General features: G+C 66.5%; 16 protein-coding genes. 4 read left to right on the top strand and 12 right to left on the bottom strand.

Features of this window, described 5'->3' with window-relative positions; all coding sequences use genetic code 11:
* Positions 1-5: 5 nt before the first annotated feature.
* Positions 6-755: an electron transfer flavoprotein subunit beta/FixA family protein gene (locus E1956_RS32575; RefSeq protein WP_134756959.1), complete on the bottom strand. Its 750-nt coding sequence runs from the start codon at positions 753-755 to the stop codon at positions 6-8.
* A 193-nt stretch (positions 756-948) separates the two neighbouring features.
* The gene (locus E1956_RS32570) at positions 949-1,539 is read right to left on the bottom strand and encodes a class I SAM-dependent methyltransferase (RefSeq protein ID WP_134756957.1); all 591 of its coding nucleotides are present in this window, start codon (positions 1,537-1,539) and stop codon (positions 949-951) included.
* 546 nt (positions 1,540-2,085) lie between these two features.
* On the opposite strand from E1956_RS32570, the gene E1956_RS32565 reads away from it, so the two are divergent.
* Complete coding sequence (locus E1956_RS32565; protein WP_134756955.1) at positions 2,086-2,745, top strand: FMN-dependent NADH-azoreductase; 660 nt, start codon at positions 2,086-2,088, stop codon at positions 2,743-2,745.
* A gap of 32 nt (positions 2,746-2,777) precedes the next feature.
* Here E1956_RS32565 and E1956_RS32560 read toward each other — a convergent pair whose 3' ends face one another.
* From E1956_RS32560 to E1956_RS32525, 8 genes are all read right to left on the bottom strand, one after another.
* The gene (locus E1956_RS32560; RefSeq protein ID WP_134756953.1) at positions 2,778-4,499 is read right to left on the bottom strand and encodes a class I adenylate-forming enzyme family protein; all 1,722 of its coding nucleotides are present in this window, start codon (positions 4,497-4,499) and stop codon (positions 2,778-2,780) included.
* A gap of 235 nt (positions 4,500-4,734) precedes the next feature.
* Positions 4,735-6,090, bottom strand: coding sequence for a serine hydrolase domain-containing protein (locus E1956_RS32555; RefSeq protein ID WP_134756951.1), 1,356 nt, complete (start codon positions 6,088-6,090; stop codon positions 4,735-4,737).
* A gap of 38 nt (positions 6,091-6,128) precedes the next feature.
* Positions 6,129-6,485, bottom strand: a complete 357-nt coding sequence (locus E1956_RS32550; protein ID WP_232071933.1) for a BON domain-containing protein — start codon at positions 6,483-6,485, stop codon at positions 6,129-6,131.
* A 44-nt stretch (positions 6,486-6,529) separates the two neighbouring features.
* Positions 6,530-7,591: a porin gene (locus E1956_RS32545; protein WP_134756947.1), complete on the bottom strand. Its 1,062-nt coding sequence runs from the start codon at positions 7,589-7,591 to the stop codon at positions 6,530-6,532.
* An 84-nt stretch (positions 7,592-7,675) separates the two neighbouring features.
* Complete coding sequence (locus E1956_RS32540; protein ID WP_232071930.1) at positions 7,676-8,992, bottom strand: MFS transporter; 1,317 nt, start codon at positions 8,990-8,992, stop codon at positions 7,676-7,678.
* Between the two features lie 36 nt (positions 8,993-9,028).
* Positions 9,029-10,135, bottom strand: a complete 1,107-nt coding sequence (locus E1956_RS32535; protein ID WP_134756945.1) for a CaiB/BaiF CoA transferase family protein — start codon at positions 10,133-10,135, stop codon at positions 9,029-9,031.
* A gap of 32 nt (positions 10,136-10,167) precedes the next feature.
* Positions 10,168-11,349 carry an acyl-CoA dehydrogenase family protein gene (locus E1956_RS32530; protein WP_134756943.1) on the bottom strand — a complete coding sequence of 394 codons (1,182 nt, stop codon included), beginning with the start codon at positions 11,347-11,349 and terminating at the stop codon, positions 10,168-10,170.
* Between the two features lie 16 nt (positions 11,350-11,365).
* A complete protein-coding gene (locus E1956_RS32525) occupies positions 11,366-12,919 on the bottom strand; it encodes an AMP-binding protein (protein WP_134756941.1) in 1,554 nt (517 codons plus the stop codon).
* A 101-nt stretch (positions 12,920-13,020) separates the two neighbouring features.
* Here E1956_RS32525 and E1956_RS32520 point away from each other — a divergent pair, with 101 nt between their 5' ends.
* A complete protein-coding gene (locus tag E1956_RS32520; RefSeq protein ID WP_134756939.1) occupies positions 13,021-13,911 on the top strand; it encodes a LysR family transcriptional regulator in 891 nt (296 codons plus the stop codon).
* A 43-nt stretch (positions 13,912-13,954) separates the two neighbouring features.
* On the opposite strand, the gene E1956_RS32515 is transcribed toward E1956_RS32520, so the two are convergent.
* Together E1956_RS32515 and E1956_RS32510 are read right to left on the bottom strand one after the other, a co-directional pair.
* Positions 13,955-14,443: an NUDIX domain-containing protein gene (locus E1956_RS32515; protein ID WP_134756936.1), complete on the bottom strand. Its 489-nt coding sequence runs from the start codon at positions 14,441-14,443 to the stop codon at positions 13,955-13,957.
* A gap of 72 nt (positions 14,444-14,515) precedes the next feature.
* Positions 14,516-15,514 carry a LysR family transcriptional regulator gene (locus tag E1956_RS32510; protein WP_134756934.1) on the bottom strand — a complete coding sequence of 333 codons (999 nt, stop codon included), beginning with the start codon at positions 15,512-15,514 and terminating at the stop codon, positions 14,516-14,518.
* Positions 15,515-15,788: 274 nt separating this feature from the next.
* On the opposite strand from E1956_RS32510, the gene E1956_RS32505 reads away from it, so the two are divergent.
* Positions 15,789-17,522, top strand: a complete 1,734-nt coding sequence (locus E1956_RS32505) for an AMP-binding protein (RefSeq protein WP_134756932.1) — start codon at positions 15,789-15,791, stop codon at positions 17,520-17,522.
* Positions 17,519-20,824 carry an acetyl-CoA carboxylase family protein gene (locus E1956_RS32500; RefSeq protein ID WP_232071928.1) on the top strand — a complete coding sequence of 1,102 codons (3,306 nt, stop codon included), beginning with the start codon at positions 17,519-17,521 and terminating at the stop codon, positions 20,822-20,824. The genes E1956_RS32505 and E1956_RS32500 overlap by 4 nt, the downstream gene beginning before the upstream one ends.
* Positions 20,825-20,835: the final 11 nt, after the last annotated feature.

Below are 20,835 nucleotides of genomic sequence, written 5' to 3'. Positions count from 1 at the left end.
TCCCCTTACAGCACCTTCGCTTCGGTCTTCAGCTTCTCGACCAGCGTATTCACGTCGGCAACCTTCACGCCTGCGCTACGCTTGGGCGGCTCCGCAACCTTCAGGGTCTTCAGGCGCGGCGAGACATCCACGCCCAGATCCGAGGGCTTGATCGTTTCCAGCGGCTTCTTCTTCGCCTTCATGATGTTCGGCAGCGTGACGTAGCGCGGCTCGTTCAAACGAAGGTCGGTGGTCACCACCGCGGGCAACCGCAGGGAAAGCGTTTCCGCACCGCCGTCGACTTCACGCGCAACCGTGGCACGGCCATCGGCGATGGTGATCTTCGAAGCGAACGTGGCTTGCGGCAAGTTCGCCAGCGCGGCGAGCATCTGGCCGGTCTGGTTCGAATCGTCGTCGATAGCCTGCTTGCCGAGAATAACTAACGAGGGCTGTTCTTTATCGACGAGCGCCTTCAAAAGCTTCGCCACGGCGAGCGGTTGCAGATCCTCATTCGATTCGATCAGCACGGCGCGATCCGCGCCGATCGCCAGCGCCGTGCGCAGCGTTTCCTGCGCCTGCGCGACACCGGCAGACACGGCGATGACTTCCGTCGCCACGCCCGCTTCTTTCAATCGCACGGCTTCTTCCACGGCGATTTCATCGAACGGATTCATCGAGAACTTCACATTGGCGATATCCACGCCCGTGCCATCGGACTTCACGCGAACTTTCACGTTGTAATCGACCACACGCTTAACCGGCACCACGATCTTCACTTTCGTCCCCTCCACTGTTTCATACGCGCTACTTGAGAACGCATTACACGTGGGATCGCGATGTACGACAACTATCGATTAACTCTGCCCGTCATAGTCCACGCCTATTGGTCGGTGAATGAACCGCTGGACTGTGGCGACGCAGGCGGCTTGCACGAGTGCAATGGCACACTGTGCATGTGCATTCACGCGGTTAATTGCGCCGCGCGACTATCCGGTGAACGCGCTTGCCGGACGATGCATTGATGGCTTCGCTGTCGATCACGAGGGTGGCGGCGTTCAAGCCGTCTCGCACGATATCGGTGTCGAATGCGGCATAGAGGCGTCCAGCGCCATCGCGCAGACTCTCGCCCTCCGAAACGCGCCATGACAGATAGAGCACGCCGCCCGGCTTGAGGATATCGACGAGACGTGCGCACGCAGCGCTTATCTGCGGCACGGGCAGATGCATGATGACCGTCTCGCACAGCACGTTGTCGAATGCGCCGCGCGGCACGCCATCGAGTTCGGGCAGCGCAGCCTCCGTGAACCGGAGATGCGGGTAATGCGCCACTGCCTGAGCCAGCAATCCCGCTGACGCGTCGTAGCCCATCGCAGAGTAGCCGTTGGCGTCGAGCCATGCCACGTCGCGGCCCGCACCGCAGCCGATGTCGGCGGTCTCGCCGCCGTGCGCGAAGTGCTGCTTGAGCAGCGCATACATGTCGTCGGGCGCGGGCTGCGCCTGCCACTCTTCGGCATAGCGGCTCGCGGCGTTCGTATAAGTGTCGATGGTGGGTTTGTCCACGTGTGCCTCCGCAATGCGCCAGGTTCAATGCGCGCCGAGTTCAAAATTGAAGCGCATCCACGTCTGTCTCGCGTCATATCGTGACGATCAGCGTACGCATGATGCGCGAAGAACAAAAGATGAGCAGATATTCTGGTGTCCGTACTACCCGCTTCATGCACCTGCAACGCATTGTGGATGAATACGGCACGCCCCCGCATACGGGACAAAGGCCATATATCGACGTCGCTCGATGAAACGCTCAGGCAGCGGATTCGTGGCAAACCGCTTCAATGTTGTGCCCGCCCGCCCCCGTGGCGAACGCCGCATAGCAGGTCTTCCTAAAGTATCTGCGGCTTGCCCGAAGCGCGTGCGTGGGCTGGGAGCCCGAACTCGCGCGCCAGCCCAATGCTCAGAGGAAAGCGAAGCAATGCGCCACCTATCGGCATTGCCGATTGTTCTATCGCAGCAACGATTCGTTGTCGACAGATGGCTTTTTCGGGGAGTCGCAAGAAAACACAATGCCTCCACTTGCGCAACATTGCGCGCACAAGACCCGGAGCCGCCATGACCACGATTCTGCAATTCCTGCGCAATATTGTGCGCCCAACTCCCCAAAAAACCGCCGTTACCACGATTCTACAAATCAATTCCGCCGCCCGCTCGCAAGGCGCGCAGTCGACGCTGCTCGCCGACGAATTGACGGCCAAGCTGCGAAACTCCAAGCCCGGCGCGAAGGTACTTACGCGCAACCTGCAAGCCGAACCGCTGCCGCACCTCGACGACGCCGTGCTCGGCGCGTTCTTCACGCCGGCCGAGCAGCGCACGCCGGAGCAGCAGGCCATCGCCGCACGCAGCGACGCGCTGATCGCCGAGTTGCAAGCCGCGGACATCATCGTGATCGGCGCGCCGATGTACAACTTCGGCATCTCGTCGCAACTCAAGACCTATTTTGACTGGATCGCACGCGCAGGCGTCACCTTCCAGTACACGGCGAACGGTCCCGAAGGCCTCGTGAAGGGCAAGAAGGTGTTCGTGGTTTCCGCGCGCGGCGGCATCTATCAAGGCACGCCGAATGACAGCCAGACGCCGTACCTGACGTCGTTCCTCGGCTTCCTCGGCATGACCGACGTGAGCTTCATCTACGCCGAAGGCATGAATATGGGTCCGGAAGCGGCGAGCGCCGCGCTCGCGAGCGCCCGCGAGACCATCGCCGCCGCTGCGTAAGCCCGCCTTTCGGACTAGCACGCTCCCGCGTGCTAGTCACGCAATGCGCGCCGCAGAATCTTGCCCGTCACGGTCTTCGGCAGTTCGTCGATGATCGCGACGATGCGCGGATACTTGTACGCCGCCATGCGCGCCTTGCAATACGCAACAAGGTCCTCGGGCGTGACGCTCGTCTGCGGCTTGAGGCTCACCACGGCCTTCACCGTTTCGCCGCGATAGCTGTCCGGCACGCCCACCACCGCGGCCTCGCGCACGGCGGGATGCGTGTACAACACGTCTTCCACTTCGCGCGGCCAGACCTTGTAGCCGCCCGCGTTGATCATGTCCTTCTTGCGATCGACGAGATAGAACCCGCCGCTCGCGTCCATGAAGCCCACGTCGCCGGTGCGAAAATAACCGTCGACGATCGCCTTCGCGCTCTCCTGCGGCTTGTTCCAGTAGCCCGGCACGATCATCGGTCCGCGCGAGATGATCTCACCCACTTCGCCCGGCGGCAGCGGCCGCCCTTCGTCGTCGCCGATATACGACTCCACGTTGAAGACCGGCACGCCGATCGACAGCGTCCCCGACGCGGGATCGACACTCGCCTCGCGGCCAACCGGCACCATGTGAGTGGGCGAGCTCGTTTCCGTGAGACCGTAGCCGTTGTGGATGTAGTGGCCGAAGCGCGTGCGGAACGCCTCGATCACGCTCGGCGGTATCGGTGCGCCGCCCGAATAGATGCGCCGCAGCGAGGCAAAATGCGCGCGCGTCGCCTGCGGATGATTCATCAGCGCGATGAAGGCCGTGATGGCGCCGATCGTGAATTCGGGCTGGTGCTCCGCGATGGCGTCGAGCATCACGCCCGGCTCGAAGCGGAACGCGAGCACGAGCGGCGCCGCGCAGATAAATGCGGCGGCTATGTGGCCTACGAGTCCGGTGATGTGGAAGAGCGGCGCGAGGCCGAGAATCGGCGCGCCTTCGCGCAAGCCAGTCCAGTCGCGATACACCTGTGCATTGAACGCAACGTTGCCGTGCGTGTTCATCGCGCCCTTGGGCACGCCGGTGGTGCCTGAGGTGTAGACGAGCATGGCGACGTCATCGCTGCGCAATTCGATGGCGGGCGGCTTGCGCGAGAGATAAGCGGCGATGACGGTGCTGAGGTCTTCAGCGTCGGGTTGGTTCGCCGTTGCCGCCATAGCCGCCGCCGCGTTCGGACGCGCCATGCCCGCGAAAAGCCGTTCGTCGTTGCGGCGCTGATAGTCGAGCGCCGAGGTGGTCATCACGATCGGCTTGATGATCGCCTCGCCACTTGCGGCGCGCTCGGCCGCGAGGCATGCCTCCTCAGCGAGCAAAGGCCGCACCACCTCCTCATGCAGCGATGCATGGCAGACCAGCACGCGTGCGCCGCAATCCGCCAGCAGCACGCGCAACTCGCGCGCGCGGTTCATCGGATTGATGGGCACTGCAATCGCCCCGATCTTCCACGCCGCCACGAGCGCAATCACGAACTGCGGCACGTTCTGCAGATAGATGGCGATGCGATCGCCGCGGGCGCAGCCGCGTTCGAGCCACGCGCAGGCCAGCGCGCTGGATTGAGCGTCGAGTTCGGCATAGGTGAGCGCGCCGTCGAAATAGAGCAGCGCTGCAAGTTGCGGCGCGCGCTCGACGGCGGCGCGAAACAGGCTCAGCGCGTCGGCGTAGTCCTGCGAGATCGTTTCTGCGTGGCCAGGCGCATAGTGCGCCAGCCACGGTTTGCTTTCATAGGGCGTCATGTGCGCTCCGGCAGTCACGCCCCCGTGCGCTCGCGATGCAATGAATGGATGAACAGAGCGCACACCCGGGCGAGAGCATAAATTGCACGAGCGTGCGCAAAAAAGCAACCGGGGAAATCTCGCGAATCAGGGGCGATGATTCGCGGTGCATAGGCACGCCGTCACCCGCGCGCACCGTCCCGGTCGTGACGAGTGGCGCATAACGACATCGACGATACGCCCCGCCGTCGCGTCATCACGGCTTTCGGGCTTCGAGCGTCTGCGCGATGGCCAGCATGGCCCCGTGCAATGCATCCGCGCTTTCCTGCGGCGTGTGCGTGATCGCACCACCCGAGGCACTCGTCGGGCGCTGCGCCTGGTCAGGCTCGGACGAGAACTTGACGATCGTGAGGCGTGCGCGCGGATCGACGAGAATGGCCTGACCGAAGCGGCCACCGGCAGCGATCGATCCGTCGCCGTCGTTGAGCTGGTACCAGTAATCGTGGTAGCTGTAGCCGGGGCGGCCAGGCGCAAGATTGCCACGCGCGAATGCCGCCGCGTTCTGCGCCGGTTTCAACGCAAGGCGAGTCGCCGCCGCTGGAAACGGTGCGATGTCACCCGCCTCGCTCCTGCGCACCATCTCGCCGAAGCGTGCCGCGTCGCGCAGCGTGGTGTTCAAGCCGCCGCTGGCCATCTCCGTGCCCGTGCGGTCGACGACGACGTCGCCGTCATCGCCGGCGATCTTTTGCCAGATCATGCGTGCAACCCGCTTGCTCCACGATTCGCCGGTGACGCGCCTTATCGCCCAGGCCACGGCTTCCGGCGAGCCATTCTGGTAGTACCACACGTGCCCGTTGTCCGCTTCAGGGGCTTTCTGCGCCACCTTGAGGAACCCATAGATGCTGTCGGGGGCGCCGCCTGGGCGCGGCACGATGCCGACAGCGCCAAAGAGACCCAGATCGGGCGGCAGGGCCGCGGGGTAGCGAATGGCCACCTCCATGTCGAGATTCTGCTGCAGTGTCGCGTCGCCGAACGGCGTCCCCGCCAGCTCCGGCACGTAGGTCGAGAGCGGCGCGTCCGGGACGAGCTTGCCCTCGGCGATCAACTGCGCTGCGACCAGCCCCGTCACCGATTTCGTCATCGACGCCCACGCATGCGTCTGATGCGGACCGTAGCCATCGAAATAACGCTCCATCACAATGCGCCCGTCGTGAACGACGATGAAGCCATCAGTGCGCGTGCGACGCAGATAGTCCGCGAGCGTGAGCGTGGTGCCGTCTACCGTGAATTGCACCGCCTCGGGATCGAGCTTCGGACCATCGGGCAGGGGCAAGGGGTCGCGCGCACGGTCTACATTGGCGGTGGGGATCAGCATGCGCGTGTTGCGCAACGACCAGCGAAGGTAGGGATAGCGCAGCGAATTGGCGCGGTTGGTGAGCGCGCCGTCGGGCGGCGGAAAACCCTGCATGACGCTCGCTTCGGCGGCGGTGTCGGCAAGCGTGCCGGCGGTTTGCGCGCGCGCCGCAATGGGCAGTGCCAGGCTCGCACAGAGCAATGCGGTGGCAAGAAGCGCGTGGGTCGAGCGGGTTGCAGGATCGTGGCGTCGATTCATGAAAATGTGCTCCTCGAAATCGGTGTGGCCCGCGTCGTCTACAGCGACGCCCCGGAGACACGAATGCGGTTCTCTACGTGAATGACGCCGTCCACCTGCCTCGCTGCATCGGCGGCAAGCGGAATCTGCTCGCTGTCGGATACGGATCCGGAGAGCGTAATCTGGCCGTCGCGCGCCTTCACGAGAATGCGCGCGGCATTCAGCCCACGGGTGCGCGCCAGCCTGCTGGCTACGCGATGCGCGAGCTTCCTGTCGGCGGCCTTTGCCGACGACGGCGCGCTCGCGGCCGCCATGCTGCCCGTTGCCGCGCCCTGAGTTTGTGCGAAGGCGTGGGTCGTGAGCGTGAGGAGCATGGCCACGACAACCGTGCGCGGAATTCGATAAGAGGCGTTCATGCTGGTCAATGAGTCCATCAAAAGGGAAAAGGGAGGGGCGAGGCCTAGAAACGCGTCATGACGCCAAGCGACACGCCGGTCGTCGATCGCGTACCGGCTGCCGTGCCGAGCGCGGCGATATTCGACGGATCGAAGCGGTACGCACCCGAAAAGCCGTTGTAGTCCGCTTCGGCGTAGAGTTCGGTGCGCTTCGACAGGAGGTATTCGGCGATCGCGTAGGTGGTGATCTTGTGCCCGCTCGCGGACTGCGCATTGCCGAGGTGGCTGGCGATGTCGTCATAGAACGCCGCCGTGAACTGCAGCGACGCTGCCGGAACCCATACGATGCCGCCACCCGGGATGTGGTCGCGCCGGTTCGGCGCGGCGGCATTTGCCGCCGTCACCTCGAGGTCCGCGTAGCTCAGATAGAGACGCGCGGGCCCGACCTGCAGGGAGCCACCGGTCTGGAACGTCTGCGCCCACTGCGTTGCCGTGGCGTTCCAGGTCTTCTGGTACGACGCGCCGCCGAACGCCGGCCCCCACTGATACATCGCAGCGCCGGAATAGTTGGTGCCTGCCCGGGTGTTGCCCGCAACGCCGCCTGGCGAGTAGCTCGCACCGAAGCGAAAGCCGCCAGCCTGGCCCAGATATTTGATGGTGTTGTTGAACCGCGAATCGAGCGTGAAGTAGTTCGCGTCGAACACGACACCAGGCTCGATCGCGAGCGACTGCCCCTGGCCGCCGGCCGGATCGATCAGAATCGAGAAGTCTTCGTTGACGTTGAGCTGCCGGCCGAAGGTGAGCCGGCCAAAATCGCCTTTGAGCCCGACGAACGCCGCTTGCGAGAACAGCGTTCCTGCATTCTTCAACGCACCGGTGCCGCTGTTGAAAGCGCCTTCGAGCTTGAAGATCGCCTGAAGGTCGCCGCCCAGATCCTCCTTGCCGAAGAAACCAAACTGGTTGCCGGCGACGATATTGTTGTTGAAGCCGACGGTAGCGCCACCCTTTTGTCCATTGGTCCAGCGCATGCCGCCTCCAATGTCACCATACAGCGTGACAGTCGATTGCGCGTAAGACGTGAGCGGAAGCACGCCGCCGATCAGGGTGGCCATCAAAATCCTTTTCATGTGTCTCCTTGATAGTTCTATATTTTGTTTGTATTACTAATTATCGATAGGGCGACATCTCGCGAAGCGATACATCGAGCGCGGCTAACCGGGATCGCTGAGCGTCTGTTTCACCCCGGTTTCCGGCGTCGAGCCCGAGAGTCTGATGGACGATCGCTGGGGATCCAGACAAAACGCGCAGAGCGCGCCGCAGCCGAGTAATACGAAGCCACACACGGAGCATGCGGTTTCAAATCCCTGCGCCGTGGAACCTCCGGCCTGGTCGATGAGCATGCCCGTGACGACCGGCGCCGCGAGACCCGCGAGCGACGAGAAACCATTGCTCAGCGCGAGGATGCCGCCTCGTTGCGAATCGGGTGTCACCTCGCCGAGCATCGCGGGTCCGACCGAGTACGTCACGAGCGTCATGCCGCTGCCGAGCGTGAGCAGCACGAACTTCGCGAGCGGCGCCAGGCCGGGCAGTGCGAGCGCCGAGATCAGCATCCCTGCGACGGCGAGCGTTGCCGCAACGAATGCCCCTCGACCGAGCCTCGACGGCACGCCACGCGCCAGCAGCCGCTGCGAGAGCGCCGCAAGCCCGAGGCTCAGCGGTGCCGTTATCGCGACGAACAAGGCGAACATGCGTCCGGCGGCATGCGCCTCGTAGCCCATGCCGAGCTGCAGCCACGTCGGAATCCAGGTCAGCGTCATGGCGAGAATCCAGTTCGCCGCAAAGTGGCCGGCAAAGGTGCCGAGCACGGTGCGATCGGTCAGCAGCAGCGCATAGGGCACGCGTGCCTGGCGCTCGGCCGGCGCACGCGTGGTCAGGGCGCCTTCCGCACCGAAGGCAAGCCAGGCAATACACCAGAGCGCGCCAAGCGCGGCCAGCACGAGGAAGTTCGCGCGCCACCCCCAGTGCGCGCTGACGACCGGTATGCCGAGCCCCGCCACGAGCAGCCCGAGCGCGCTTCCCTGGTGGAGCACGGCAACCGGCAGATTGCGCTTCGCATCGGGAAACCACTTGTAGAGCGCATGCACGGCGACTGGCGAGGCGGGCCCTTCGCTCGCGCCAAGCAGCACGCGGCAGGCGAGGATGCTCCAGATCGATCCGGCAAGCAGCATCGGCAATTGCAGTGCAGTCCACGCCGCGGCCATTGCGAGCAGCAGCCATTTCGTCGACGCCCGGTTTGCCATCAGACCGCCGAGCACCGCTGATATCGAGAACAGCCAGTTCAGGCTGCCGCCGATCACGCCGAACTGCGTCGACGTGAGGTGAAGCTCCCGCATCATCGGTACCGAGACGAGTCCCAGTACGACCTTGTCCAGGAAATTCACGAGCATCATCAGGGCGAGCATGGCCGCGATGGACCACGCGCGAACCGGGCTGTAAGAGGGGTCGTCGATTTTCGCCGTATCTGTCACCGTATCTGTCTCCGTGATTGTCGTTCTGGCCGGACCTTATCTTTCGTGCTCGCCGAGCATCGGGACGTTGTCGTCGCCGTCGGGCAGCCCAAGGGAGAACTTCACCGGAAAGCGGCATGCGACGGTCTGGTTGGCGGCGATCTCGCGCACCATGCCGCGCGCCTGCACATGGGGGTCCGCGAACAGTTCGTGTGCGTCGAGCACGGGCGAGACGGGCAGGTCGAAGCGTTGCAGCGTCGCGATCCATTGCGCAAGCGGACGCGTCGCAAAGATGCGCGCGAGCAGCGTGTTGACCTCCAGCTTGTGCCGCTGGCGCCCGGCGCGCGTCGCGAAGCGCTCGTCCATCAGCGCGGGAAAGTCGGCGCCGATGGCCTCACGCAGATTCAGCCAGAACTTGTTCTCGAGAATGCCGAGCGCGAGATGCCGGCCATCGCGTGTCTCGAAGAGATCGTTCTCCGGCATCACGCCCGGGGAGTCCAGCGGATGGTCGACGTACTCGCGCGACGCCCACGCGGCGGGTGTCGTCCACGCCATCACGCAGTCGTGAATCGAAACGTCGAGATGCTGGCCGCGCCCGCTCGCACGGGCGCTCAGAATGGCCGCGGTGAGCGCGAGCGCGGCATGGCTCGACGCCGCGTAGTCTGCGATCCGGATGCGCGGCCGCGTCACGCGGTCGTTGACCTGAACCGGAACCGACCAGAAGCCGCCCAGCGCCAGGTAGTTCAGGTCGTGGCCCGCCGCGTGCGCATAGGGGCCGGTCTGCCCGAAGCCCGAGATCGAGCACATGACGAGGCGCGGGTTCACCGCGGCGAGCGTCGCATAGTCGATCCCGAGCCGCGCCATGACGCCGGGCCGGAAGCCCTCGACCAGCGCATCGGCTTCGCGGATCAGTTCGATGAACGCTTGCTTGCCGTCCGGTGTTTTCAGGTCGAGCGCCACCGAGCGCTTGCCGCGATTGAGCTGCGCGAACAGGACGGGGCTCAGCGCGCGGGTCGGGTCGCCGGCACCCGGGGGTTCGACCTTGACGACATCGGCGCCGAGTTGCTTGAGCAGCGACGTCGCGTGGGGCCCCGGCAGTAGCTGGCTCACGTCGACAATCGTGACGTCTTTCAGGCAGGACCACTGCGGTTTCGTTTGCGCCATGGCTTGAGTCTCCTTATGCCCGTGTTGCCGGTTCAGCTGGTTGCCTGGGTGGGCTCGAGGATGGCGCGGGCGATCGTGTTGCGCTGGATTTCGCTCGTGCCGGTGAAGATGCGGAACATGCGCAGCTTGCGGAACGTCTGCTCGATCGGGTGGTGGCGCGTGACGCCCACGTTGCCGTGGATCTGCACGGCCTTGTCGGCCACTTCGAAGCAGCGCTCCGAGACGAACAGCTTGCAGGCCGCCGCCTTGGTGCGCAGATCGGCGCCGGCATCGGCCAGCATCGCGGTCTGGGCGATCATGCTCTCGCAGGCCCAGAGCGCGGCGGCCATGTCGGCGAGCATGTGCTGGATCGCCTGGAAGCGCGCGATCGGGCCGCCGAACTGGCGGCGCGCGCGGGCGTAATCCAGCGAGGCCTCGTAGGCCGACGTCGCGAGCCCGAGCATCGTCGGGCAATGCAGCAGGCGGTTCACGTTGATGCGCGACATGCCGAGGCGGAAGCCGTTGCCCTTGCCGCCGAATACGTTCGCCAGCGGCACGCGCACGCTGTCGAAGCGGATATCCGCATCGATGTGCTGGCCCGACATCGGCACGTAGCGCTGCTCGACCGTCACACCGGGCAGATCGAGATCGACGAGAACGGCGGTGATCTCGGGCGGGCTCGTGCTTGCGTCGGTCACGCACATCAGAATCGCGAAATCGGCGAACGGCGCGCCGCTGATGTAATGCTTCACGCCGTTGATCACGAGCGCGTCGCCATCCTGGACGGCGGTGGTCGAGATGCTCTGTGCATCGGAGCCGGAATGTGGTTCGGTCAGCGCAAAGCAGGTCGACTTCTCACCGCGAATGACCGGCCTGAAATACCGCTCGAGCTGTTCGGGCGTCGCGTATTTCAGCATGTTGCCAACGCGCGGCGGGCCGCCCAGGTCGCCCAGCACATGCGGGGCGAGCGCCGATCCTGAAGCGGCGAGGTCGGCCTTGAGCGCGCATTGCTCGAGGATCGAGAGTCCCTTGCCGCCAAGCGCAACCGGCAAGCAGGCCGCGTAGTAGCCGAGTTCGGCCGAGCGCCGCCACACCCGCTGCAGTGTCTCTTTCGGCCAGACATCCTCGCTGCCGAGACCGAGCTCGCGCTCCATCGGCAGCAGTTCGTCGGCGATGAAGCGGCGGATGCCTTCGCGCGTTTCCATCAACGCGGGCCCATTCAGGTGGTCGAACATAAGTTCTCCTGTGAATTCAGTTGACGCGGCGCGCGGTGCCTTGCCAGTACTGCTCGCGCACGAGCTTGCGGGCGATCTTGCCGCTCGCGTTCTTGGGCAGGCCCGCCACGAAAGCGACCGAGCGTGGCAGCTTGTAGTCGGCGAGCTGCGTGCGGCAGTGCGCGGCGAGCGCCTCGGCCGTCGCCTCGCGCCCCGGCTTGAGCACGACCACGGCCTTGACAGCTTCGCCCCACTTGTCGTCGGGCACGCCGATCACGCAGGCTTCGAGCACGTCCGGGTGACGGTAGAGCGTTGCTTCGACCTCGGTCGGATAGACGTTGAAGCCGCCCGAGATGATCATGTCCTTGCGGCGATCGACCAGGTAGATGAAGCCCTCTTCGTCGACGCGCGCGAGGTCGCCGGTGCGCAACCAGCCGTCGACGAGCGCCTCGGCCGTCAGCTCGGGCGCGCCCCAGTAGCCGCGGAAGACGTCGTCGCCGCGAATCACGATTTCACCGATCGTCTCGCCGCTCACCTCGCGACCCTGTTCGTCGACGACACAGACCTCGGTTTCGCCGAGCGGCCGCCCGCACGAAGCGAGCCGCGCGGGACGATTCGCGAGCGCGTCGGCGTGATCGGCGATGGACAGGCGCGTCACGCCCGAAGTCGATTCGCTCGCGCCATAGCCTTGCGAAAGCACCGGGCCAATGCGCGCCCACGCTTCTTCGATGCGCGCGGGCGCCATCGGGGCCGCGCCGTAGCCGAGCATCTTCAGGCTGCGCAGATCGGCGTGATCGAGCGCGGATTCGCCGAGCAGCATGTTGATCATGGCCGGCACCATGAAGGCATGCGTGATGGACAGGCGCGAGATATCGGCGATGAAGCGGGCCGGCTCGAATATATCGAAGAGCACGAGCGTCGCGCCGTTGAACAGATAGGGCTGCATGAGCATGCCCGAGGCGTGCGTGACCGGGCCGATCAACGCGAGGCGGTCGCCCGGGCGCGCCGGGCGGTCCATGCCGAGGACGATCTTGCGCAGCGACGCGAGGCGGTTGCCGTAGGTCTGCATGGCCGCCTTGATGCGTCCGGTCGACCCCGACGAAAAGTGCAGCACGGCCAGGTCGTCCGCCTGCGGGCGATAGTCGGGCGCGTACGGACTCGCGCGTTCGATCAGCGTCTCGTAGCTGGCATAGCCGGGGGCGTCGCCCATGATCGAGATGAACGTCTCGATCGAGGCGAAACCGGCCGATGCCCGCGTGTAGGCGGTATAGCCCGGGCCCGCGATCAGGACGCGCGGCGTGCAGTTCTCGACCACATCGGCAGCCTCATGCGCCGTGAAGCGCGGGTTCAGCGCAGCCTTGACGAGCCCGGCCTTGTAGAGCGCGCATTCGATTTCGACCAGCTCCGTGCAGTTGCGTGATTGCACGGCGACGCGGTCGCCTTTTGCGAGGCCCAGTCCCAGCAGTGCGTTGGCGAGGCGCGTCGAGCGCTCGTCGAGTTGGCGAAAGCTCAGATGCCGGTCGTGGTGGATGACCGCCGTGCGGTCGCCCCAGTAGCGCGCGGCGCGGCGCAGAAAGTAGGCAAAGCTCAATGCAGTGTCTCCTGGTTCATCGGTCTGACCGTAGTCTGTAAGATATGAGGCATCACCTCAATGCCGTACCTGGCATAGGTGCATAACCAATGGGAATGACCTTGGAAACACGCGACCTCGACTATCTGCTGGCCGTGCAGGAGCACGGTGGCATCGGCAAGGCGGCGGAAGCGCTCGGCATGAGCCAGCCGGCGCTCACGAAGGCGCTGCGGCGCGTGGAAGAGCAGGCGGGCTTGCCGCTTTTCGAACGCACCGTGAATGGCGTCACGCCGACGCCCGCGGGCACGCTCTTTCTTGCGCGCGCGCGGCGTATCGCGCTTGAGTACGACGACGTGCTAAAGGAGATGGAAGCGCTGCGCAGCGGCGAGCAGGGCCTGCTGCGGATCGGCTATTCGCCGACCGTGCCGGGCTCGCTCGTGCTAGGCGCGTGCCAGCAGCTGATGACCGAGCGGCCCGCGGCGAAGCTGCGGTTGCGCCGGCGGCTCGCGCGCGATCTCGGCGCGCTGCTGTTCGCGGGGGAGCTGGACCTGATCGTCGCGCCACAACTCGACAGCGCCGATGGCAGCTGCGAGTTCGTCGAGCTCTTTCATGACAGCCTCGTCGTGCTGGCCGACGAGGGTCATCGGCTGCATCGCAAGCGCGGCCTCACGCTGGCCGACCTCGCCGAGGAGCAGTGGCTGCTGCCCGCGCCGCACATCCGGATTCGTCAGCAGGTCGACGAGGCGTTCCGGCAGCGCGGCCTCGCCGGGCCGAAGCTGCGCGTCGAGACGGACTTCGGGAGCCACTCGCTGCTTCACCTGCTGCGCGGCACGACGATGCTCTGCGTGGCCGGAACCGAGTCGCTGGGGCCGCTGCGGGGCTTGCGCGCATTGCGGCTCGGCACCGAGCAACTCGACCTGCGCCGGCAAGTCGGCATGACGTACCGGGCAGGCGCATATCTGTCACCGCTTGCTCAACGCGTGATCGCGGTGTTGCGGGAAAGGATGGGATGAGGGTGGTGGAATGTCGGGACACCGCAAAAGAAAGGCAGCGCTGCTAGCCGCCCCGCTCCCTGCCGAGATACGCAGCAACCGCGTTCGTGACCGCAATGCCTTTCAACTCCTCCGGCGACGCCAGATGCGCGGCAACAATCTCCCGATTATCGAGCCGCAACTCAGGCAGGCGATCGAGGTGCAGCTCGAAGAAATGCACGCGGTCCTGTCGCCCGTCCCAGATTCCGAAAGCGCTGCCCGCGGGGACCAATGTGTACGACGAGAGACCAATCTCCTCGTCCATTTCTCGCCGCGCCGCTGCCTCCGGCGCCTCACCAGGCCGGATACTCCCGCCGGGAAAATTCCACTCGGCCCGATACGACGACTTCAACAGCAACAGCGCCTGCCCAACATAGATTGCGACTAGCGCACCCTCATGGTGGGGCCGTCGAAGTCGCCACCAGACGCGAGCAAGCGGGAATGCAAGACGAAGCGCCACGCGCCAGACAGCGTCGATAAGCCTGGCCAGCCGCGTACGCTCAAGACTCGGCATGAGATCTCCCGTTTCGTTTCATGATCAAAGTATCTTCCGGCTCGTACGCGTTCATGTGACAAACCACGTCGTTCAATCCGCGGCGTCGCGCGCCGCAGACTCCGCTTCACCCGTCCCCCTGCGATCGACATCCAGAGTCCGAACCAACGCACCGCCACCCCGCGCGCATGCTTCCCTTACCCGCTCGCGCAGCCACCGGTTGCCGGGCTCGTTGCCGGTCCGTTCGTGCCAATACAGATTCAGGCTCACGGGCGGCAGATCGAGCGGCATCGGCAGGACGCGGTTGCCGAGCGGCGCATTGATGAGCCGCGCATAGCGGTCCACCATCGTCAGCAGCAGATCGCTCTGCGCGGCCACGAGGCTTGCCGCCAGGTAGTGCTGGCAGCGGTGCACCACGTTGCGCGAAAGCCCCACACGGTCGAGCGCGAGATCCTCCACCGAAATGCCGCGCCGCCGCGACGTGACCGCGATGTGCTGCGCGTCCAGGTAGCGCTGCGCCGTGAGCTCGCCGCGAAACTGCGGCCCCACCACCACGCACAGCGGCTCGCTCAGGAGCTGGCATTGGTGCAGTTCCGCATCGGCGGGCCGGGCGATCTCGATGGCGAGGTCGACCTGCCCCGCCGCCATTTCGAGCTTGAGCTCGGCCCAGCGCACGCCGCCGCTGCGCACCCGTGCCAGCGGCGCACGCGCGCGCAGATCGGCGACGATGGCGGGCAGCAGCATCGGCTCCAGTTGCTCGGGCATGCTCAGCGTGAAGCAGCGGGCGTCGCGGCCGGGATCGAATTCGCGCAGGCGACCCACGCTGTCCTGCAGCAGGCCTAGCGCCTCGGTAATCGCGGGGGCGAGCCGCCGCGCCTCGGGCGTGGGCGCCACGCCGCGGCCCTCGCGCACGAACAGCGGGTCGCCGATCTGCTCGCGCAGGCGCGCGAGCGCATGGCTGATCGCCGACTGGCTCAGGTGCAGGATGGCCGCCGCGCGCGTGAGATTGCGCTCGCGGTAGACCGCCTCGAAGACCCGGAAGAGGTTCAGATCGATGCGGTCCGCAGCGGGCCATTCATGCTGTCTGTTCATGTCGCCTGCCCTGGTCATGGTCGTATCGGGTCGTGTCTCGTGGAGCCGCCGGTGCCCTTGCGCGCCGCCCGGTTGCATAAAGAAGCACACAGGCACGGCATCGCACCGGCGCGCGAGGCAAACGCGGAACGAAATCCGGCCAAACCAGCGCGCCGCCCCAATCATGCACATGATTCATGGTTTGCGATGAAAAACCATCAGTTCCGGCCCGCGTGCGCGCCCCATTAAGATGCCCGGGCAGCCTTTGAACACCGGTGAAACCGCGAGACATCCGATGAACGAACGCGAGTATCTGGACCACCTGCAGCGCCTCTGGGCCCAGGCGTGGCCCGCGCACGCGCCGCGCGAGCCGCAGTATCCGCTCGGGCAGCGGCCCTTGACGGCGTATCTGCGCGAATGGGCGCGCCGCGCGCCCGAGCGCCCTGCCCTGCACTTCTATGGCCGCACGCTGAGCTACGGCGAACTCGACGCATTGAGCGAGCGCTGCGCCGCGCTGCTCGCGGAGCTGGGCGTCAAGCCCGGCGACCGCGTGGCCGTCTTCATGCCGAACTGCCCGCAAATGCACGTGGCGTTCTACGGGATTCTCAAGCTCGGCGCCGTGCATGCCCCCGTGAGCCCGCTCTCGAAGGCGCTGGAGCTGGGCTATCAGCTCAAGGACAGCGGCGCGCAAGTCGTAATCTGCGCCGATCAACTGTTGCCCATCGTCGAGCAGGTCCGCAGCGAATGCGCGTTGCGCGAGGTGATCGCCACGAGCGTGGGCGAGATGTGCGGCGAGATACGTGGCGACCCATCGCCGGATGCCGCCCCCCTGCCCGTGCCGCTCCCCGTGCCTTTCCCCGATATCGTGCTGGCACCGAAAGTGGCGAGCGCAACCGCCATCGACTTTCTGCCCGCGCTAGAAGCCACACGCGGCCCCGCGCCCGCGCACGAGCCGCAACTGAGCGACATCGCCGCGCTCAACTACACGGGCGGCACGACCGGCTTGCCCAAAGGCTGCATCCACACGCACGGCGACATGCTCTACACGTGCGCGAGCTTTATGCCGGTAGCGCTGCAAGCGGGCGAGGACGCGGTGTTCCTCAACTTCCTGCCCGAGTTCTGGATCGCGGGCGAGAACGCCGGATTGCTCTTTCCCGTGTTCGCGGGCGCCTCGCTCGTGCTGCTCGCGCGCTGGGACCCGCTCGCGTGGATGAGCGCGGTGCAGCACTACCGCGTGAGCCATTGCGGCATGCTCGTCGACAGCATCGCCGAGGTGCTGGACCATGCGCGCGTGCACGACTTCGACTACGCGTCGCTGCGCCAGGTGGGCGCGATCTCGTTCATCAAGAAGCTCACGCGCGAATACCGGCGCCGCTGGCGCGAACTCACGGGCTGCACGCTCTACGAGTTCAGCTACGGCATGACCGAGACGCACACGTGCGACACCTTCACGCTCGGCCTGCAAGACGACGACCGAGATCTGCGCGCGCAGCCCACTTTCGTGGGCCTGCCTGTGCCGGGCACCGAGTTCAAGATCTGCGACTTCGCGAGCGGCGCGCTGCTGCCGCCCGGCAGCGAGGGCGAGCTGTGCGTGCGCTCGCCCTCGCTCTTCAAGGGCTACTGGCAGCGCGCACAGGCGAGTGCCGAGGCGCTGCGTGACGGCTGGCTCCATACGGGCGACCTCGCCGTGATCACCGAAGAAGGCTTCATCCGCTATCTGGGCCGGCGCAAGGAGATGCTCAAGGTGAACGGCATGAGCGTCTTTCCGAGCGAGCTCGAGGCGCTGCTCGGCCAGCATCCCGCGATTCTCGGCAGCGCTGTGGTCGGGCGCCCCGATGCGGCGCGCGGCCAGCAGCCGGTGGCCTTCGTCGTGCTCAAGCCCGGCAGCGGCACGCAGGCGGACGAGCTCGCCGCCTGGTGCCGCGAGTCGATGGCGGTCTACAAGGTGCCGGAAATCCGCGTGATCGACGCATTGCCGATGACCGCGACCGGCAAGGTCAGGAAACAGGAACTGGACAAGCTGCTGTGACGACATCCACCGTGAATCCGATCGGGACGCTCCTGATCGCCAACCGTGGCGAGATCGCCATCCGCATCGCCCGCGCCGCCGCCGAGGCGGGCGTGCGCAGCGTGGCCGTCTACGCCGAAGACGACGCCCACGCGCTGCACGTGCGCCGCGCCGATCTGGCCGTGCCGCTCGCCGGGCGCGGCGTGGCGGCCTACCTCGACATGGACGCGTTGATTGCCGCGGCCCGCGCGCACGGCTGCGACGCCGTGCATCCCGGCTACGGCTTCCTGAGCGAGCGCGCCGACTTCGCCCAGCGTTGCGAGGACGCGGGCCTGCGCTTCGTCGGCCCCGCGCCCGACGTGCTGCGCATCTTCGGCGACAAGGCCCGGGCGCGCGAGCTGGCCGCGCGCTGCGGCGTGCCGCTCGCGGCGGGCACGAACCACGCGACCACGCTCGACGAAGCGCGCGCGTTTCTGGCCGTTCATGGCGCCATCATGGTCAAGGCGCTCGCGGGCGGCGGCGGACGCGGCATGCGCGCGGTACGCGACGCGGCCAGTCTCGAAGAAGCCTTCGCGCGCTGCGAGTCCGAGGCGCGCACCGCCTTCGGCAACGGCGCGCTGTATGTGGAACGTCTGATCGAGCACGCGCGCCACGTGGAGGTGCAGATACTCGGCGACGGCGCGCAGGTCGCCCATCTCTGGGAGCGCGACTGCAGCCTGCAGCGGCGCCACCAGAAGGTGATCGAGATCGCGCCCGCGCCGGGCCTCGACGCCGCGCTGCGCCGCGCGATCATCGAGGCCGCGCTCACGCTCGCGCGCGCCGTGAACTATCGCGGCATCGGCACGTTCGAGTTTCTCGTCGATACCGTGCGCGGCGACTTCGTGTTCATGGAGGCGAACCCGCGCGTGCAGGTCGAGCACTGCGTGACCGAGGCGGTCACGGGCGTCGACCTGGTGCGCACGCAGCTCGCGCTCGCGCAGGGCGCGACGCTCGCCGGGCTCAAGCTTCAGGAGCCGCCGCACCCGCGCGGTTACGCCGTGCAGGCGCGCGTCAATCTGGAGACGATGCAGGCCGATGGCAGCGCGCACGCGGCGGGCGGCATCCTGAGCGCCTGGGAGCCGCCGAGCGGCGCGGGCCTGCGCGTGGACGGCTATGGCTACGCGGGTTACGCCACGAGCCCGAGCTACGACTCGCTGATCGCCAAGCTCATCGCCCACGCGGACGACTTCGCCAGCGCGCTGCGGCGGGCTTCGCGGGGGCTCTGCGAGTTCCGCCTCGAAGGCGTGGCGAGCAATATCGGCTTTCTGCTGAACCTGTTGCAGCGCCCCGAGCTGCCGGGCTACGCAGTCGACACGCGCTTCATCGAGCGTCATATCGGCGAGCTGGTCGAAACGCAGAACGACGCGCATCCGCAACTGTTCTTCAGCGCGGATTCCGCACCGCCTATTCCGGCGCACACGGCAGGCACGACGCACCATGACGCCCCGCCCAGCTGCGTGCCGCTCACGGCGCCCAGCCAGGGCGTGCTCGTGAGCCTCGACGTGCAGTTGGGCGACGCGGTCGCCATCGGCCAGCCCATCGCCGTGCTCGAAGCCATGAAGATGGAGTTCGTGGTGCAGGCCGCGCAAAGCGGCATCGTGCGCGCGCTCGCCAGCGAGCCGGGCGGCACCGTCTACGCAGGCGCGCCGCTCGTCTTCATCGAGCCCGCCGAAGTCGCGGCGGCGCAGGTCGAGACGGAGGCGAGCCGCGATCTCGCGCACATTCGCGCCGATCTCGCCGAAGTCCTCGAGCGCCACGCGATCACGCGCGACGAGCGCCGCCCGCACGCCGTGGAGCGGCGCCGCAAGACGGGCCAGCGCACGGCGCGCGAGAACCTCGACGATCTGCTCGATGCGGAGAGCTTCGTCGAATACGGCGCGCTCGCGCTCGCGGCGCAGCGCGGACGCCGCCCGCTCGACGATCTCATTGCGCAGAGTCCCGCCGATGGCCTGATCGCCGGCCTCGGCACCGTGAACGCGGCGCACTTTGGCGCGCAGGCCGCGCGCTGCATGGCCATCGCCTATGACTACACCGTGTTCGCGGGCACGCAGGGCATGATGAGTCACAAGAAGACCGACCGCATGCTGCAGCTCGCCGAGCAATGGCGCCTGCCGCTCGTGCTGTTCGCGGAAGGCGGCGGCGGCCGCCCCGGCGACACCGACCACGTGGGCGTGGCCGGCCTCGACTGCCGCACCTTCGCAAGCATGGCGCGGCTCTCGGGCCAGGTCCCGCTGGTGGGCGTGGTCTCGGGCCGCTGCTTCGCGGGCAACGCGGCGCTGCTCGGCTGCTGCGACGTCATCATCGCCACGCGCAACGCGAGCATCGGCATGGCGGGACCGGCGATGATCGAAGGCGGCGGCCTCGGCAAGTTCACACCCGAGGAAGTGGGCCCGGCGAGCGTGCAGGCGCCCAACGGCGTGATCGACGTGCTCGTGGACGACGAGGCGCACGCTGTGCGCGTGGCGAAGCAATATCTCTCGTATTTTCAGGGGCCGCTGAACGACTGGACCTGTGCCGACCAGCGCCTCCTGCGCGCGGCCATTCCCGAGAATCGTCTGCGCGTGTACGACATTCGTCAGGTGATTGCCTCGCTGGCCGACAGCGGCTCGGTGCTCGAGCTGCGCCGCGCGTTCGCGCCCGGCCTCATCACGGCGTTCGTGCGCATCGAGGGAAAACCGTTCGGATTGCTTGCCAATAATCCGATGCATCTGGGCGGCGCCATCGACGCCCAGGCCGGCGACAAGGCCGCGCGCTTCATGCAGCTGTGCGACACGTTCGGCATTCCGCTCGTCTCGCTGTGCGACACCCCGGGTTTCATGGTGGGCCCGGATTCGGAAAAGCAGGCCACCGTGCGCCACGTCTCGCGCATGTTCGTCGCGGGCGCGAGCCTGCGCGTGCCATTCTTCACGGTCGTGCTGCGCAAGGGCTATGGACTCGGCGCGCAGGCGATGGCGGCGGGCAGCTTTCACGCGCCGCTCTTCACGATCGCCTGGCCGAGCGGCGAGTTCGGCGCGATGGGCCTCGAAGGCGCCGTGCGCCTCGGCTATGCGAAGGAGCTGGCCGCCATCGAGGACCCGGCCGAGCGCGAGGCGCTATTCGAGCGCATGGTCGCGGACGCGTATCGCAACGGCAAGGCCATCAACATGGCAAGCTTCCTCGAAATCGACGGCGTGATCGACCCGGCGGAGACGCGCCGCTGGCTCATGCGCGGCCTCAATGCGAGCCAGGGCCACGCGCCGCAAGAGGGCGCGAGTGCGCGGCGGCGTTTCGTCGATACGTGGTGACACGCCCCCGT

This window comes from Paraburkholderia pallida, from assembly GCF_004524855.1.
Lineage (GTDB): Bacteria > Pseudomonadota > Gammaproteobacteria > Burkholderiales > Burkholderiaceae > Paraburkholderia > Paraburkholderia oxyphila.
The sequence above is the reverse complement of the archived record's forward strand: the minus strand, read 5'-3'. Positions and strand labels throughout refer to the sequence as shown.